The sequence below is a fragment of the Streptomyces sp. 351MFTsu5.1 genome (assembly GCF_000383655.1).
GTDB lineage: Bacteria > Actinomycetota > Actinomycetes > Streptomycetales > Streptomycetaceae > Streptomyces > Streptomyces griseorubiginosus.
In genome coordinates this window covers 229,810-245,598 of record NZ_KB911788.1, presented here as the reverse complement: position 1 = coordinate 245,598, position 15,789 = coordinate 229,810, and the positions used below count along the sequence as shown (strand labels likewise).

17 protein-coding genes are annotated in these 15,789 nt (G+C 69.8%); 7 read left to right on the top strand and 10 right to left on the bottom strand.

Features of this window, described 5'->3' with window-relative positions; genetic code table 11:
• Nucleotides 1-29 precede the first annotated feature (29 nt).
• The 7 genes from H295_RS0129075 to H295_RS0129045 form a co-directional block, all read right to left on the bottom strand.
• Nucleotides 30-605 (bottom strand): hypothetical protein, encoded by a 576-nt coding sequence (locus H295_RS0129075; RefSeq protein ID WP_234021701.1) that lies wholly within the window; start codon nucleotides 603-605, stop codon nucleotides 30-32.
• Entirely contained in the window at nucleotides 602-1,102 is a 501-nt protein-coding gene (locus H295_RS0129070; RefSeq protein ID WP_020138871.1) for a hypothetical protein, read from the bottom strand. Before H295_RS0129070 ends, H295_RS0129075 begins: the two co-directional genes overlap by 4 nt.
• Complete coding sequence (locus H295_RS0129065; protein WP_020138870.1) at nucleotides 1,099-1,866, bottom strand: hypothetical protein; 768 nt, start codon at nucleotides 1,864-1,866, stop codon at nucleotides 1,099-1,101. Before H295_RS0129065 ends, H295_RS0129070 begins: the two co-directional genes overlap by 4 nt.
• Nucleotides 1,867-1,869: 3 nt before the next feature.
• Nucleotides 1,870-3,093: a putative T7SS-secreted protein gene (locus tag H295_RS0129060; protein WP_020138869.1), complete on the bottom strand. Its 1,224-nt coding sequence runs from the start codon at nucleotides 3,091-3,093 to the stop codon at nucleotides 1,870-1,872.
• A 51-nt stretch (nucleotides 3,094-3,144) separates the two neighbouring features.
• A complete protein-coding gene (locus H295_RS0129055; protein WP_028809845.1) occupies nucleotides 3,145-3,432 on the bottom strand; it encodes a hypothetical protein in 288 nt (95 codons plus the stop codon).
• 110 nt (nucleotides 3,433-3,542) lie between these two features.
• Nucleotides 3,543-4,355, bottom strand: coding sequence for a hypothetical protein (locus H295_RS0129050; protein ID WP_028809844.1), 813 nt, complete (start codon nucleotides 4,353-4,355; stop codon nucleotides 3,543-3,545).
• Between the two features lie 155 nt (nucleotides 4,356-4,510).
• Entirely contained in the window at nucleotides 4,511-5,227 is a 717-nt protein-coding gene (locus tag H295_RS0129045; protein ID WP_020138866.1) for a DinB family protein, read from the bottom strand.
• A 205-nt stretch (nucleotides 5,228-5,432) separates the two neighbouring features.
• On the opposite strand from H295_RS0129045, the gene H295_RS45020 reads away from it, so the two are divergent.
• The 5 genes from H295_RS45020 to H295_RS0129020 are packed head-to-tail and all read left to right on the top strand — an operon-like array spanning nucleotide 5,433 to nucleotide 10,902.
• Complete coding sequence (locus tag H295_RS45020; protein WP_063741198.1) at nucleotides 5,433-7,154, top strand: nucleic acid/nucleotide deaminase domain-containing protein; 1,722 nt, start codon at nucleotides 5,433-5,435, stop codon at nucleotides 7,152-7,154.
• Nucleotides 7,155-7,163: 9 nt separating this feature from the next.
• Nucleotides 7,164-7,799, top strand: a complete 636-nt coding sequence (locus H295_RS0129035; RefSeq protein ID WP_020138865.1) for an SUKH-4 family immunity protein — start codon at nucleotides 7,164-7,166, stop codon at nucleotides 7,797-7,799.
• A 12-nt stretch (nucleotides 7,800-7,811) separates the two neighbouring features.
• Nucleotides 7,812-8,291, top strand: coding sequence for an SUKH-4 family immunity protein (locus H295_RS0129030; protein ID WP_020138864.1), 480 nt, complete (start codon nucleotides 7,812-7,814; stop codon nucleotides 8,289-8,291).
• Nucleotides 8,292-8,296: 5 nt separating this feature from the next.
• Nucleotides 8,297-9,073, top strand: coding sequence for a nucleic acid/nucleotide deaminase domain-containing protein (locus H295_RS0129025; RefSeq protein WP_158691071.1), 777 nt, complete (start codon nucleotides 8,297-8,299; stop codon nucleotides 9,071-9,073).
• 17 nt (nucleotides 9,074-9,090) lie between these two features.
• On the top strand, nucleotides 9,091-10,902 hold the full coding sequence (locus tag H295_RS0129020) for a WD40 repeat domain-containing protein (protein WP_020138863.1): 1,812 nt from the start codon (nucleotides 9,091-9,093) through the stop codon (nucleotides 10,900-10,902).
• A 315-nt stretch (nucleotides 10,903-11,217) separates the two neighbouring features.
• Here the strand turns inward: H295_RS0129020 and H295_RS0129010 are convergent, their stop codons facing one another.
• Genes H295_RS0129010 through H295_RS0129000 form a run of 3 tightly spaced genes read right to left on the bottom strand, consistent with a single transcriptional unit; the run spans nucleotide 11,218 to nucleotide 14,095 of the window.
• Complete coding sequence (locus H295_RS0129010; RefSeq protein ID WP_234021700.1) at nucleotides 11,218-12,630, bottom strand: hypothetical protein; 1,413 nt, start codon at nucleotides 12,628-12,630, stop codon at nucleotides 11,218-11,220.
• Between the two features lie 14 nt (nucleotides 12,631-12,644).
• Entirely contained in the window at nucleotides 12,645-13,775 is a 1,131-nt protein-coding gene (locus tag H295_RS0129005) for a WXG100 family type VII secretion target (protein ID WP_020138860.1), read from the bottom strand.
• Nucleotides 13,772-14,095 (bottom strand): hypothetical protein, encoded by a 324-nt coding sequence (locus H295_RS0129000; protein WP_020138859.1) that lies wholly within the window; start codon nucleotides 14,093-14,095, stop codon nucleotides 13,772-13,774. The genes H295_RS0129005 and H295_RS0129000 overlap by 4 nt, the downstream gene beginning before the upstream one ends.
• 537 nt (nucleotides 14,096-14,632) lie before the next feature.
• Here H295_RS0129000 and H295_RS44800 point away from each other — a divergent pair.
• Entirely contained in the window at nucleotides 14,633-15,238 is a 606-nt protein-coding gene (locus H295_RS44800) for a hypothetical protein (protein WP_020138858.1), read from the top strand.
• Nucleotides 15,235-15,789: a type VII secretion system-associated protein gene (locus H295_RS44795; protein ID WP_158691070.1), complete on the top strand. Its 555-nt coding sequence runs from the start codon at nucleotides 15,235-15,237 to the stop codon at nucleotides 15,787-15,789. Before H295_RS44800 ends, H295_RS44795 begins: the two co-directional genes overlap by 4 nt.

Here is a 15,789-nt window from a genome sequence, read left to right as displayed (position 1 = left end):
CCGTCGCCGTATGGGTGCCGGAGTTCCGGTCAGGTCGACCAGAAGTGCAGGACCGCCTGTGCGTAGGCGACACGGGGGTCCAGCGCCGAGGGGCGGAGCTCGTACTTGTCGGTGATCCCGGAGAACGTCAGGGGGGCGGGGCCGCTGCCGGAGCGCCAGACCGTGCGCGAGGGCAGGTGCCAGTCGACGCCGTATCCGCCGATGAGGCTCGCGGCGGTGTAGAGCAGCGTGAGCGGGGAGAGCAGGACGTACACGAACCAGCCAGGGACGGTGCCTACCCGGCCGATCAGGTGGGTGCCGTCGGGGAGTTCCAGTTCGTACCGGCGGCCGTTCGGCTGGTGCAGCACGGCGAGCACGGATCCGTCGGGCGCCGTCACGGTGAGCCGGCCGTCGGCGCCCTGGGGGGCCACGGTGCACAGCGGCTTGTGGCCCGCCTGGTCCTCGTAGAGGGTGAAGTCCGTGGCGAGGCCGCTCGCTGTGCCGTCGCCCGATGATCCTCTGGCCACGTAGACGGGGTCCGCGCCCCGCACCTTGATGACACTCTGGAGGTCCAGGGCCGTGTTGGCCTGGGGGGCCTGCGCGTGCACACCAAAAACAGTCGTCATCGCCATCTCTCTCCGGTGACCGGCTTCAGCCAGGCAGGCAGTGCGTGATGCGGAAGCCCCGCCGCCGACAAGACCTGAAGGTACCCGTTGACCTGGTCGCGGGTTCCGTCGCGCAGCCACACGTGGCGGAACCAGAAGGCCCGCGTCAGCAGGTACAGGCTGAGCGCGAGCAGGAGCGCCACCGGGGTGCACAGCACCACGGCGACCGTCGTGTCGTACGCCGTCCCGCCCAGGGTGTCGGTCAGGAACCAGGCTCCCACCGCCCCGGGTACGAACAGCAGGCCGCCCCACGCCCCGCGGGAGTTCATCCCGCCGAGCAGGCGGCGGTGGCGCAGGAGCATCGCCGCGACCTGCGGGTCCGACAGGTAGTCGATGCCTGTGTCGGCACCGATCGCGCGCGCCGCTTCGGGCAGGCCCGGCACCGTCGCCAGCCGCGCGGCCCTGACCTGCACCAGGTCGAGGTCCGGTGCCGGGACGGTGCCTTCGGCGCCGTTCATCCGAACACGTCTCGCACGGACTGGGCCTGGAGGGGCACGTGGACGCCGTTCGTCGCGTCCGCAGGCCCGCTGGGAGCAACGGCCGCCGGCTGCTCGGGCACCTGCGCCTCGGCCGCGCTGTCGCTGTGCACCTCGATGGTGTTCACGATGTTGAAGAACAGGTCGGAGTACAGGTCCCAGTCCTGCATGCACGGAGTGCTGAGTTCGAACAGCACCATCTCCGCCTCCCGGCGGAGCGGCAGGAAGACGGCGATCTTCCCGACCTGCACCTCCTCCGAGCGGCCGGAGTCGGTGAGCTCGGCCGGGAGGGTCGTGACGTCCGCGGTGAACCGGACCGCCGCCTCGCCGGCCGTGAGCCACACCGTCTCGACCTGGGCCGCTTCACCACCGAGGCCCGCGAGTTCCGCGGCGACGCTCGAGGCCGTCATCTTCCGGCCGTCCGGCACCGACTCCAGCAGGGCACCCGTCACCGTCGCCGTGCTGCGCCGCCCGTCGAGGTCCAGGAGACAGAAGCCGGCGTAGTCGACTCCGGCCTCCATCATCTGGGCGACCAACGGCAGTTGGGTCGCCGCGTACTGGAACCAGAGCTCGGGCGTGCCCTGCGGGTAGATGTCCTGGGCCAGCTCGATCAGCGCCTGGCCGACCTGCTCCTCGGTCTCGTACACGGGGAGTTCGAAGAAGGCGGGGGGCACCCGGAACGTCAGGCGAGGCGTGGCGATGACCGCGGTGCCGGCCGGGCCGCCCCCGGGAAACATGGTGCTCATCGGTTACGCCGCTCCCGCCGCAGACATGAACGCGTTGCTGGGCGGCGCGGCGGCCGCCTTGGTGTCGGCGCCGCCGCCCGAGATGAGGCCGAACGCCAGGCCCACGCCCTTGATGCCGCCCATCGTGCCGCGCATCAGCCCGCTGCCGACGTCCACCGCCTCGTCGCCGAGGCCCATCGCCTTGCCGGCCCGCGCCAGGCCCTTGTACATGAGACCGTCGGCCATGCCTCGGGCCATGTTGACCGACGTCGCCATCTCGTCGGCGTGGGAGAAGACACCGGCGAGCCGTTCGCCCGTCGCCGCGGCCCTGGCCGCCTTCGCTCCCGCGGTGATGCCCTTGACCGCTCCGATGCCCGGCAGCACACCGAGTCCGGCGCCGACCCAGTCCATCACGCCGACCTTCTCGCCGCGGGCCGTCCTGGCGCCGTAACCGGCGAGCGCGAGGGCGCTGGCGCCGATGGCGAGGCCTCCGAGGATGGCGCCCACGGGCGGGATGGCCATGGTGGCCAGGGAGAGGATGGACAGCACGGATCCGATCTTGGAGAACAGGTCCGCGTGGTCGGCGAGGAAGTCCGTGAAGCCGTCCCAGGCGCCCTTCAGCCCGTCCGTGATCTTGTCCCAGACGCTGATGTCCGGCGGCCGGTTGTTCGCGGCCTCGCGAATGGCGTGCTCGGCCTTCGATGCCTGCTCCTCCCAGTACTTGCGCAGCGCCTCGGCGTCCTGGATGAGGAGCTTGAGGTCGGTCGCGGCGTCCTGGGCAGCGCGGGTGGCCGAATCGGCCTCCTCGGACAGGGCCTTGGCCTGCTGTTCGGTGATCTGCTGGAACTGGGCGCCCTCGATCTTGACGTTGACCCGGTCGACGTCGGCGTTCTTCTGGTCCAGCCGCTTGCGGGCCTCGACCGCGCGGTCCTCCAGGTTCCTGGCCTGGCGCTGCATGGTCTCCAGCTCGTCGTGCCAGCCCTTGAGCGCCTTGGAGCAGGCGGCCATCGACTCGTGACCCTGCTGAAGGTACTTGGGCAGCTCGCCGACCTTGTCCTGGAACTTCTTGGCGGCCTCGCCGTCCCAGATGCCGTCCGTCTTCCCGATGCCCACGAGCATCTCGCGCATCTCGTCGAGCTCGTCGCCGACCGTCCTGACGTCGTACGCGAGCGACTCGATCGTGTGCAGGTCGCCCTTGGCCGGATTGAACGTCAGTCCGGGCCAGTTGGGATCGTCGAACATCCCCATCGTCTTCTCCCCGTTGTGTGCGTGTGCGAGGTGTCTCAGCGGTGGTGCGGGCTACTTCTGGCTGAAGCCCTTCTGCAAATCCTCGTCGGTCGTCCGGTACGCCTCGAGGGTCTTCTGGAGCCCCTCGTGCAGCTGCTTGGCGCCGTCGGCGATCCGCTTGATGCCGTCGCCCCAGTCGTCCTGGAAGCCGTCGCAGGCGTTGTCGAGACCGTCCGTGCCCAGACCCTTGGGACCGACCTTGTTGAGCCGCTCCTGGGCGCCACGCATGCGGTCGCCCACCTGGTCCAGCCTGCTGATCAGGGTCTTCATACGATCTACATCGATCTGGAAGTCAGCCATCCCCGTTGCCTCCCCGTAGCGTCATCGGTGATCGCCGGTCAGACTATCGGAGCAGCAACTTCCGGCCTACCTCGCGATGTTCGCTGTCGCCAATTCATGGCATGCGCACGCTAGGCGCGGTCCCATACGTGCAGCACGGCCTGCGCACAGGCCAGCCGGTGATCCAGCCGGAGCGCGTCGACACGGTACTTGCGGCCTGTCCGGTACTCGACGGCCGGGCCGGGCTGATCGGCCAGGCCGGGCTGATCGGCCAGGCCGGGCTGATCGGCCGCTCGCCACCGCGTCCAGGTCGGCGGCTCCATCTCCCAGGCGGCTTCCTTCTTCGCCTCGCCCTTCTCGCCGAGCAGCAGCCAGAGCGAGCCCTGGGCGGCCATGACGGCCCAGCACAGGAAGTACAGCGGGGAGATCAGCACGAACACCGCCCACGCCGTGCGCGTGCCGACCTCGCCGGTCAGCGCCTCGCCCCGGGCGGGCTGCACGCTCCAGCGCACGCGGCGCGGCCACGGCAGGGCCCGGCCGGCCCGGCGGGTGATACGGCCGAGCGGGGCGCCGTCACCGCCGTACACCTCGTAGACACCGCCACCGACGGACCGTACCGAGCCGAGCGGTTGGCCGTCGGGGCCGGTCAGGGTGAACGCCGGGCGCGCCTGGCGGCCCCCTTCGGGGGCGTCCTGAGGCACGTGGACGTAGGCCAGCGGTGCGCCGTCCGGGCCGGGGGCGGTCTGCCGGACGGTGGTGGTCGGCTCGCCTGGGGCGACCTTGTCGTAGCTGCGCAGTCTCTTGTCGGGGATGTGGATCACCGTGTCGGCGGGGGCGGGCGCGTGCTCGGGGGCGAGCGAGGGCGCGGGAGCGGGCTCGGGAGCGTGACTGTAGGGCCCTGGTTGCTGCGCCTGCGGGGCCCGGTCCTGGCTGCTTTGGTTCAAGGCCGCCCAACTGTCGGTCCGGTTGACGATGACGGTCGACAGGCTCTCAAAAACGGGTCGGCGATGCCGCAGGGCGAGCGGCTTCGGCGGGGCCCGGGACGACTTGTCCACGGAACATTCACGTCACGCCCCCGAAGGACTACGGCCGTCCCGGATCAGCCCCCGGCGCGGCGGGCCTGCCACAGGTCCCGCAGCAGGGCGATCTCCGCCATGTGGTGGATGAGTTCGAGGTTGGAGCCCCACAGCGTGGAGATGTACGGCTCGTCGGGAGCGGAGCTGTACGGGTACTGGGAGAAGCCGATCGTGTCGAGCTGCTCCTCGGTGACCTGGCCGACGGCTTCGCGCCAGCGGTCGAGCAGGGACCAGAAGCGTTCCTGGGCCAGGGCCGCGGAGGGGGTGAAGTCGACCAACTGGTGTGGATCGGTGCGGCGTTCGCCGAAGGTCCACTCCCATTCACCGGCGAAGCAGGAGTGGAGATGGCCGAGCCGCCACGCGATGGTCGTGACCGGGGAGACGTCGGGCCGCACCGGGCCGGTGTGGGCAAGGACCTCCTCGACCCGTTCGACGCTCACGCTCCAGTCCTCGGCGATCTTGGCCACGCTCATGCCGTCGGCGGCCTGCCGGGCGACCTCGGCGTACTCACCGGAGGGGATGTCCGGGGCGCCCTTGTCGATCACCCACGCGCCCGGGCCGTACGCCCTGGGCGTCACCGCCTCGTTCCGGCGCCGGATCGACCAGCAGCCGGGCACCGGTTCCCACAGGTACTCCTCGTCACCGAGCCCTTCGAGCCGGATCTGCGCCCGCTCCCGGACGCAGTCGAACTGGTCCAGCAGTACGCCCAGTCGGTCGGTCCGTATGCGTCCCGTCTCCATGCCCGGCTCCCCTCGCGGCCCACGTCCAGGCGGAGGCTAGCCGCCCCTCGACGGGGAGCGCGACGGATTTCCGTGCCGTCAGGTTCCGTTCGGAAAGGTCTGCGCCAACTGGGCCTCAGATCAGGTCAAGTGACTGTGGATCAACTTGTTCACAGGATTCGATCAAAGTTACGTTGCATGCAGTAACTTTCGAACGGGGGTCCTTGTGGGTGTAGTCCTGCCGAGCGAGCTGGATGCGGCCCTGGACCTGATAGGCATCAGCTGGCCCAACGTCGACGAGGACGACTACCGCGACATGGCCCAGGCCATGCGGGAATTCGCAGACGACATCGACGACGGCGCGGCGGACGCGCACCAGGCGATCACCGATCTCGTCGGCGGCAACGAAGGCCTCGCGATCCAGGCGCTCGAGCGGCACTGGGACCTCGTCAAGGGCAAGCATCTGACCAACCTCGCCGAGGCGGGCCGGGTGGCGGCGACCGCGCTGGACGCGGTCGCCGTGCTGATCGAGGGCGCGAAGATCGCCGCGATCGCCCAACTAGGCATCCTGGCAGCGGAGATCGCGGCCGCCATCGCCGCCGCCCCGCTCACCTTCGGCCTGTCCACGCTGGGCGGGGTCGCCGGTACGCAGGTCACCCGGATCGCCGTGAAGCGCATCTTCGAGGAGGTGTGCGAGGAGATCGCCGGGCGGATCATGGAGGTCGCGATGGGCCCGGTCTTCCAGGCCATCGGCGCGATGGCGGGCGACCTGGTGGTGCAGATCGGCGGCAATGCCCTCGGCACCCAGAACGGTGTCGACCTCGGCCAGACGGCGAAGGCCGGCGAGAAGGGGCTGGGCGAGGGCGTCGACAGCCTCAAGTCGGGCGGGATGCAGCTGGCGAGCGCGGGCGGGGGCGCGGGCGGATCGATGCAGCTGGCCGGTGCCGACGGCGGGTCCGGTGGGTCCGGCTCGGGCGGTGGCGGTGGCGGCGGTCAGTTCAGCATGGACCTGGAGTCCTACGACCGGGCGGGGAACGGCCTCAAGAGCGCGGGCGGCAAGATCCGCGACGGCGCCGGCGCCAAGCTGACCCGCGCCAGGTCCTCGCACGGCCGCGCCCGCGGCAAGGACCCGCTCACCAACCTCCTCGACCCCATGGTGGACGAGGTCATGGAGGGCATCGGGAAGGGCATCAAGCGCTCCGCCGACCACCTCGACGAGAGCATGACCGGCGGCCTGAAGCAGATGGCCAAGCGGCACAAGGACAACGACGACGGCATCGCGACCGAGCTTCAGGGCCTCACCAAGGCACCGGCCCGTGACATCCCCGTCTACCACCTGGACGACAAGGGCAAGGTCACCCGTATCACCTCGGCGGGGCACCACGACCTCACCGACGACGACCGCACGCGTCTGACCTCGCTGAACCTCACGGGCGACAGCGTCCCCGAGCGGAAGGCGGGCAAGTACCCGCTGCCCGCCAAGGGCAAGCGGGAGAGCAAATCCTCGCAACAGGTAGCCTTCGGTAGCACCGACCTCTCGCAGGCCACGAAGACGGCCCGGCAGGCCAACGGTGACTACGGAAGGACGTCGAAGGGGAAGTTCTCCAGCCGGAACTACGCAGCGGGCAGGTACGGAAAGCAGGGCGCCGACGACGAGTTCATCATCGTCGGCCGCAGCAAATGGCCCGCCTCGCATTCGGAGCGCCAGGTGGGCATACCGTTCCTCAACGCCGGGACGAAGGACGGGCTGACCGAGCTCTACACCGAACGAGAACCGTGCACGACCGGAAAGGGCGCTCAGAACTGCAGCGCCTGGATGTCGGAGTACCTCCCCAAGGACGTACGCGTCTCCCATACCGTCGAATACGGCGACACACCGGATTCGAAGCAGAAGGGCAACGACGCGATGGAGAAGTACCTGAACGGCATGAATCCCAAGAAGAGGTAGCAACAGCACATGCCCCCGCTCGTCGACCACGCGATGATGGAGTCGGTCTTTCCCGCCGAGGAGATCGAGACGTGGCAGGAGGAGAAACTCCCGGCCCAACTGCACGCCTCGGCCCGCAGAGTCCTGACCGAGGTCGGGCTTCCGCACGACCGCAGTTCCTACTTCCTCCTGGACGGCGCGCTGTTCGAGGGTGAGGACACCCCGGCCGGGTTCCGCCGCTGCGCGGACCTGGACCACTTCTCCGCGTACGAGGGCATGCCGGAGGGCTGGGAGAACTGGCTCATCATCGGTGAGATCTTCTACGACGTGGTCCTGCTGGATCCCGAGTCGGGAACGGTGTATTGCCTGCCCGACGGCGAGTACCACCAGGCCCTCCCGCTGAACCGCAGCCTCGACGCCTTCGCCTATTTCACCTATCTGCTCCAGCTCGAGCGCCCGAAGTACGACTACTCGGTGTCCGAGGACGTCGACGATTCCGAGGACGTGGCGATTTCCCTGCGGGAGCGAATGATCGAGGCCGACCCGCTGCCTTTCGAGGGCGTGGAGCCCGCCTGGTCGGAGGAGTTCGACTGGGATGACGAGGACGCCCCCAGCCTGCCCCCGTGGGATGCTGTGCTTTCGAACGTGTACGAGTCGATCGACTAGGCGGAATCACCCATGACAGCCCCTGCGGACTTTCTTCGCAAGGTCGGCATACCGGCCCGCCCACATCCCTGTTTCGACCTCGTGGACGGCTCCCCCGAGCAGGCCAAGACGCTCGGCGAGGCCTACGACGACCTGCGTGAGCGGTGGACGGACCTGCCCGAAGGGGCCGAGAACTGGCTTCTGCTGGGCATGGTGCCCTATGACGACATCGCACTGGACGCGGTCACTGGCGTCGTGCACTGCCTGCCGGGCGACGAATCCGAGCCCTACCCGCTGAACAAGGATCTGCCCTCGTTCGCCCACTTCCTCTTCCTCCTGGAGGAGGAGCGCCCGAATTACGACTTCGAGTCGGAACTCGAGAATATCGACCCGGAAGGCGCGGCGGCCCGGCTCGCCGAGCGAATGCGGGAGATCGACCCGGCCGCGCTAGAAGTCAGCAATTCCCGTTGGCACGACATCCTGGAGTATGTCGCCGAACCCGAGGCGAGGTAATGCCGATGAATGACAGCGATATTCGGCGCATCGGCGACATCACCGTTCCTCTGACCGTGGGCCCGTACTTCACGACGGCCGGGTCCGACCCAGTACCGCTGCACGAGTTCGCCCGGTCCGTCGACCGCACGGTCGTACTCGACGAGTGCCGGGAGTGGACACGGTTCGGCTCGGACGGCGGGTTCGAGATCTGTGCCGACCGGGAGGGCGTCGTACGCGCGGTACTCCTCGACTGGAGCGAGGACGCTCGGTTCGTGAACGCGACCGCGGAGGCCTTCGCTCAGTCGCTCCTCGCCCTCGACCAGGCCCTCGCCACGATCCTCGGCACCGACGAACCGCGGGCGGCCTCCGCCGCGTACGCGGAGTTGGAGGAGCGGTTGCGGAGCATCGATCTGCGGGCGTTCGAGGGGCGCGAGCACTGGTGGCCCCTCGTCCTCGACGACATCCGGGACACCGCGAGCGCGGAGTGGTTCACCGCCTTCGAGATCGTCGACGGACAGGGCGAGAAGCAGATCCTCACGCAGGCCGGGGACATCGGCGTCCACCCTGAGGAGCGGCTGTGGGCCCGGTTGCGGGCGGCGGGAGTCGAGCCCGAGCAAGTGCTGCGGATCCACACCGAGTTGGAGGCCTGCTTCATGCCGGGCCACTACTGCTCGCTGTGGCTCGGGCAGGTCTTTCCCGAGGCGCAGCTGACGCACAACTTCCCCTACGGCGAGACGGCCGAGTCCCGCGCCGAGGGCATCCGGCAACTGCGTGAGGCAGCGGCCCAGCAGCCGCAGTAGAGGGGAATCAGCACATCATGACCGCCGGTACGACCGTCACGACCACCGTCCCGCCGGACATCACCGCCTGGCCGCCGCTGGACGAGGACAAGCGGTCCCCGGGGCAGCGGTTGCTCGACTGGGCGGCCGACGGCGAGGGGCCCCGGCTGTGTCTGGTGCGGGGCGCCGAGGGCAGCGGCAAGAGCGCTCTGCTCGCCTGGCTCCTGGCCGGGACCGTCGGCCGGCCGGGGCTCACGATCCATGCCACCGTGCCGTCCGAGGGCCTGACGACGGAGACCTTCGCCTGGGAGCTGGGCCGCCAGCTGGGCTACGGCGCCCTCTCCCCCGACCGTCTGCTCGACCGAGTCGGCGCCGACGAACGGCCGTTGCTGCTCCTCGTCCCCGACCTGCACCGGGCGGGAGCGGGCCCCGTGGACCTGCCGTCCGCCACGCCGGAGACCCTGGTCGCCGAACTGCTGGAGCCACTCCTGGCCCTTCCCCACCTGCGCGCTGCCGTCGAGATCGGGACGTCGGCGTTGCTGGCCGCGCACAGCGGTGCCGCCGTCGTGGACCTGGGTGAGGGCGACGGCCGGGGCACCGGACGGGCGTCGTACGCCGATCTCGCCGCCGAGGTCCCGCGTACCGCAGACGACCGCCCCGACTGGTCCCGGGCGCCCGCCCCGGTGCGCCGCCGCATCCTCGACGCGGCACTGCGCGCCGACGGCCAAGAGGCGGCCGTCCGGGGCCTGTTGACCGATCCCGGGTTCCTGGTGCACGGTTCGGCCGCCGCGCTCACGGCCACCCTCGCCGACGAGCGCATCCCGGTGCCGGGCCGGTTGCGCGAGGTGTGGAGGCGGGCCGCACAGGAGTTGACGGCGTATCACGCCGACAGCGCCGAACGGGCAGCCCTCCTGCACGCCGCCGCGATCGGCACGGACCCGGACCTCGCCGAGTACCTGCGGCCGCTCGCCGCACAGCACTGGTGGTCCGCGGAGTGGGCCCGGCCCGCCCCGCCCGTGACCGCGCTCGCCCTGATCCCGGGCGAGGAGCGCCAGTTGATGGCCTCGGACGCGACCGGGCGGCTGCGGACGTACGACGTGCAGAGCAGGACGGGAGCACCTCTCACCGCCTCGCCCCGCCTCTCCGACGAGCCGGCCCCCTCCCCGTCGGTGCACCCCCTCGCCGTACGACCGCGCTCTCTCGCTCCTCGCGACGCGCGCTCTGCGCTGCTGCTCGACGGGTCCGACGCGCTGCTGCCGCTCGTGACCGAGGACGAGCCGACCACGGCGTTCGCGCTCGGACGGATCGCCGAGCACCATGGCGCGGCCGCGCTCACCGAGGAGGACGCGCTGGTCACGGCGCTCGGCGGCGGTGGCGGTGCAGGGCGACCGTACGCGGTCGTCGGCGACCGGGGCGGCTCGGTGCACGTGTGGTCACTGGGCGAGTACCAGGACGTACCGCGCTCCCACCGGGTGCACGAGCAGCCGGTCACGGCCGCGGTCTGCGTCGACACCGCCGACGGACTGACGCTCACCTTCAGCGCCGGGGCGGACGGTTCGGTACGGCTGTGGGAGATCTCGGCCGAGCCGATGCCGGTGCCGGTACAGCAGCGGCCGCACCGGACCACCGCGCTGGCCGCGGCGGACACCTCCGCCGGCCCGGTGCTCGCCGTGGCCTGGACCGACGGCGAGCTGCATCTGTGGCATGTGCTTTCCGGCGGGGTGCGGGTGCTGCCCTGGCTCCGCGGCTGCGACGCCCTGACGCTGACCCCGGAGGGGCTGCTGGTCATCGGGGACGGCGCGGGGCTGTGCGGGGTACGGCTGCGGTGGGATGTGCTCTGGGAGGGCTGAGGTGGGTTTCGACCGGCCGATGGGGCCGCAGGCCTCGGTGACGGCAGTCGCCGGTTCGCGGGCCGGTGCCGGAGCCGTGAAGGAGATCCCGGCTGCCATCAGCGTGGCCGGCGCCGGAAACTCCTCCTCGGCCTCGAAGACTTCGGTGGACACGTTCACCACCACTGCCTGCGGTGTTCGCGGGAGGCCGAGCTGGAAGGTGGCGGCGCGTTCGGCCTAGGTGTACTCCCCCGCGACTCCGAACAGCGCCCCGGGGTCTCTGCCTGCCCTCGTGGAGTACCTGCGGCACGTTCCATCGGTCACCTGCTCACCTGCTCACTGCGGCGAAGGGACCGCACCGTCACCGTTACGCGCCACTGCCCGCACCAGGAAGCCGACGCCTGGAGCCAACACACCCGCCAGGGCGACCCACCACCGCCAAGCCCCACCGTCAGGGACGCGCAGCAGGGTCACCAGGCATCCGAACGCCACCGCGAACCCCGCAACTCCCGACAGGGACGCGGTCACGAGCCATCCGGCCCCGAGATCCAGTGTCCGAACCCGCCGTTCGAAGTCAGGGCGCGCAGCTTCGGCAAGACCCTCCGCTACGACCTCCTCAGCCACGCGAATCGGGACGGCGCCCGGCAACTGCCACCCGTCATCGCTCACCAACTCGGCGAGAACATCCCGGCCTCGCCGCTGCGAGGGGTGCCAGAGCAGCCAGCCCCGCGTACCGGAAAGCACTTCTCCCGCCGGCTCGATCCCCATCTGGGAGTGAAAGGGAATCTCCTGCCCACGCCCCTCCAGCACAAGGCACTGCACCCTGCGCGTGTTCTCCCGACGCTTCTTCTCATCGGCGCCTTCGGGGCTTCCGGGCGGGGGCACTTCGGTGTGCTGTCTCGTACCGCCGACGGTCACCCGCAGGGCGTGCCAATCGGGGGTCACGGTGCGGGCCGGGCGGTGGGTGATCTCAGATCGCCACGCACCGACGACCAGGGCAAGGGTCACCAAGGCCCATAGACCCCCCAAGTCCCGCGCCGTGCCGGACTCCACAGCTCGCCCGGCGAGTTGGCGCTTCACCTCCGCGAGCCGATCATCACCGATAGCACCGAGTTCAGGCTGCTCCGGTACATACGCCACGTACAGCTTGCCGCTGATGCCCTGACGACGGTGCGTGGCGGCCTCGAAGGTGGCGGGCACGCCTTCTTGCCGGGTCGGCGAGGGAAGCAGAACGGTGTAGTCGGCCTGTGCGGAGGAACGAGGGCTCCAGCCCGCGTCTTCGTTCTCGATCTTGACGATGGGGAGCCGTTCGATCACCGCGCCCGCATCGGCCAGTGCCGCGCTCGTCCCTGTGCCGCGAGCGTCGGCAGCGGCCAGGGCCACCCACAGCGCCATCAGCGTAGGCACCACGACCAACAGGCTTACGAGGCGTGCCGACTGTCGGCCTCCCCCTCGCAAGCGCAACGGCACCGTGCCCTCGCCACTCCCGGGGGTGGCCGATGCGGCTCGCACGACCCACCGGTACGTATCGCGTCGGGACTGGTCGCCGTTTCGCAACGTCGCCGCTCCCCAGACCACGAGACAGGCGGCAAGTGATGCCAGCGAGCACCACAGGACGACAGCGCGCACCGGTGTGGCTCCCAGAAAGAGCCACACGATGGTCAGCACGACGAGGGCCGAGGGGGCGGCCAAGGTGACGAACCGTCCACACCGCGGAAAGTGGCGGGTGTCGGTCACGTTCTTGCTCATGGTCCACGCGCCGCTCACCCGAACGCTCCATATCTCCGCTGATCAGGACGCTCCCTCAGGGCCTTGGCGTCTCCACTCGCACGCTTCTTCGCGTCAGCGGCCGCGCCAGGCCTGTCCTTCTCCTCCTCCGCGTTGGGGTCGCCGTTGACCGCAGCATCGCTGGACTTGGAAAGGTTGCCTCCCACACCAAGACCGAAGCCGACGGGGACGTTGGTGGCCAGATCGCCCGTGAGACCGCGAGCCCGGGACAAGGACCGTCCGTCCGTCGCCCGGTGAACCGCGGTGCTTCCGGCCCCACCCGTGAGCCCTCCCGCTACGGCGCCAAGAGTCATCTGTGAGGCGTCGAACCGATCACCGTTGCGAAGGTTGTTGACGGTGTCACCGGCAACCGACGAGAACGCTCCCAACACCGTGCCGTCCATGGCCGTCGCGACGACTCCTCCGCCGAGCCTGGACGCCAGATGGCCTGCCGCGAACGTGCCGCCAAGGGCGCCGAGCCCACCGTTGTACAAGTTGCTCATGTACTCGGGCTTCTCGCCCGTGGCCAGGTTCGTCGCGATGCCTGTGCCAGTCCCGGCGGCCCACTGGGCACCCAGTTCGACCGCAAGCCCCAGAGCCTTCTTGTCCCTCACGGACGTCCGGATGGTTTGGAATACACGTGCGGCAGCCCCCAACAACCGCCCCAACCTCGTAGCCGCCTCCGCGGCCTGCGCTCCCAAGCGCACCGCGTTCGCCGCACCGGCCGCCGCCGAGAACCCGACAGTGACGAAGGAGAGCAGTACGGACGCACCGATCGAGATACCGATCTCAAGGTAGATCTGATGAATCTCGTCATTGATCTCCTCGATGTCGTCCGCCGCCTTCTCGAGCCCTCTCGAGGCCTGCTCGAAAAGCGGCATGGTCTCCTCGACCGCCTTCCCGACATTCCGCCAGTACTCCTGGAAGGCATCGGCCGATTTCCCTCGCCAGTGCTCACCGAGGACGCTCCGCACTCTTCGGTCGAGCCCTCCGTACGCCTCCTCAAGTTCCTCCCCCACCGTCCGCCACGCCTTGGCTGCCGAACGCAGCACATCGGGACGGCCACCGGGATTCACGACCTCGATCCCGGCTTCGTACACCTTCTCGGCGACGCTCTCCTCGCTCAACTCTTCCCACCCATGAAGAGTCCGGCGAGAGCGTCGTCCGCCACTTCCGAGTTCTTCGCGTTGTCCTGTACGGCCTGACTCACCGCCTCGAATTGCCGAGCCAGACTCCCCAACGCCTCGACCATCCCCGCGGCCAGGTCGATGTAAGCCGACGTGACCTCTTCCGACTCCGTGAGGAACCCGAAGCCGTCGTGGATCTGCTCAGCACCCGCTCTGCCCTCGAATACTTTGACCGCACTTGCCAGGTCACGGGCCCGAGCGTCGAACGCCCCCGCCAGTTGCCCCAGTTCCCCTGCATCCAAGAAGAAGTTCCCAGACATACGTCGCTCCGTGCTCCCCGTCGATCGAGATCTTGACGTGCACTTCCGCAACCCCGCTGCGACCAAAGAGTCACGGGCTGCGCACGATGGAAGGACGGAGTCAACTCAGTGCGGGCGAGCGTCATTGCGCCGACTTGTCGGCGAAGTGCGCCGGGGCCGCTCGTTCCTTCCCCGTGAGCGGGCCCGAGGAGAACGTCAGGTCGCTGCCGACCGGCGTCGCGCAACGAGCTTGCAGGAGGGCACGAGACGCTCACCCTCACGTCGACCAAAAGTCAGCAGCGTGCACACGATGGGAGTGCTCAGGCCCTGGGCCGCTGGACCGCATGATTGAATCACCCAAATGATCAACGGTACTTCCGGCAGCGCCCCCTCGCGCGACCTGCCCGCGGTGGTGAAGCCGTCGCGCAACAGCCGGCCTCACCGCGGGAGTTGCTGGACGCCTGGTTGGGCGCCACGGTGTACTGCGCCCGCCCGGACCTCCCCGGCGTGTACGTCGCCGAAACGCCGGAAGGCCAAGCGGTGGGCGTCTGAACGCCGTTGAAGCAACTGGCGCGCTTCACGACCGAGTGCGACTGGTTCTCCACGACGGGATCGGACCTGCTGGCGCAGTTGCCGCCCGGGGTGGACATCGTCCTCGACCCGTCGGGACCTCACCCTCTGCGGATGAGCCCCGGGCTCTGGACCCCCGACGCCCAAGCCCCCGCCCACCACTTCCCTGCCCCCTGGATGGACCCGATGAGTGGCCTGGTTCCCCACCGTTTCGATGTGCTCGCCCACCACGGAGACCGGCAAGCCCCCGCAGTGCTGCGCTGGGACGGAGAGGACCACGACTACACCGTGACCGCGGACGGTCCGTGGGGCCGGGTGACCGGCCGGGGCACGGACAGCTTCGAGGCCCTCGTGCGCGTCCGTGAGCAGATCGAGCCCGCGGGCTGGCTTCTCGGCGTCAACGGTGCCCGCCGTGACACCTGGCCCTCCGGGATGTGCCGCGGCATGGGCGGCTTCCTCGTCTACCGCCTGACTCCTCACCAGCGCCTCAGCGGCGCGGACCGCATCCAGACCTTCCACGAGGCGCCCCGGGAAGCCCTGGCCACCATCGACGAGCAGATCCGCTTCGAACAGCAATGGAACGCGACCCCGTGACGACACCTCCCCCCGTCCCACCGGTCTCCGAGGCCCTCCGCGCCCAGGCGGCCCGCCAACGCGGCGGCTACGTCTACGCGATCGACCCGTACTTCGACGCCGACGGCGCTGTCCCGCCGTACGGGATCGTCGGCGGCTGGTCCGTCGACGAGGAGGGCCGGCTGGTCACCTTCAGCCACAACCCGAACTACCGGCCGTCCCCCGTGGCACTGGAGTTCCCCGCTCCCCCGACCCCCCTGGACGCCGCCATGCAGAAGGCCGTGACCGGCTACGCGGGCGAGGCCGAACTGCTCGCCGCGTTTCGCGACGCCACGCTCATGCTCTTCGCCCAGGAGGGACAGCAGGGCCTGTACACGGTCGCCGAGGACGACGGCAGCCGATACGTCCCCGCCTTCACCCACCCCAGCCACACGCCCGACTCCTGGCACCAGTGGCACCACACCCCGGGCCACCGACTCGCGGCCGCGGGGGTCCCGGTGCGCCTCAATCCGGGGCATCGCCTCAGCCTGACGATTCCGGCGGAGGCACTGCGGCAGCTGGGCGGCGGGTGA

Coding starts and splice junctions, on each gene's coding strand:
- H295_RS0129075 (WP_234021701.1), bottom strand. CDS start 605: ATGACGACTGTTTTTGGTGTGCACGCGCAGGCCCCCCAGGCCAACACG.
- H295_RS0129070 (WP_020138871.1), bottom strand. CDS start 1,102: ATGAACGGCGCCGAAGGCACCGTCCCGGCACCGGACCTCGACCTGGTG.
- H295_RS0129065 (WP_020138870.1), bottom strand. CDS start 1,866: ATGAGCACCATGTTTCCCGGGGGCGGCCCGGCCGGCACCGCGGTCATC.
- H295_RS0129060 (WP_020138869.1), bottom strand. CDS start 3,093: ATGGGGATGTTCGACGATCCCAACTGGCCCGGACTGACGTTCAATCCG.
- H295_RS0129055 (WP_028809845.1), bottom strand. CDS start 3,432: ATGGCTGACTTCCAGATCGATGTAGATCGTATGAAGACCCTGATCAGC.
- H295_RS0129045 (WP_020138866.1), bottom strand. CDS start 5,227: ATGGAGACGGGACGCATACGGACCGACCGACTGGGCGTACTGCTGGAC.
- H295_RS0129035 (WP_020138865.1), top strand. CDS start 7,164: ATGCCCCCGCTCGTCGACCACGCGATGATGGAGTCGGTCTTTCCCGCC.
- H295_RS0129030 (WP_020138864.1), top strand. CDS start 7,812: ATGACAGCCCCTGCGGACTTTCTTCGCAAGGTCGGCATACCGGCCCGC.
- H295_RS0129025 (WP_158691071.1), top strand. CDS start 8,297: ATGAATGACAGCGATATTCGGCGCATCGGCGACATCACCGTTCCTCTG.
- H295_RS0129020 (WP_020138863.1), top strand. CDS start 9,091: ATGACCGCCGGTACGACCGTCACGACCACCGTCCCGCCGGACATCACC.
- H295_RS0129010 (WP_234021700.1), bottom strand. CDS start 12,630: ATGAGCAAGAACGTGACCGACACCCGCCACTTTCCGCGGTGTGGACGG.
- H295_RS0129000 (WP_020138859.1), bottom strand. CDS start 14,095: ATGTCTGGGAACTTCTTCTTGGATGCAGGGGAACTGGGGCAACTGGCG.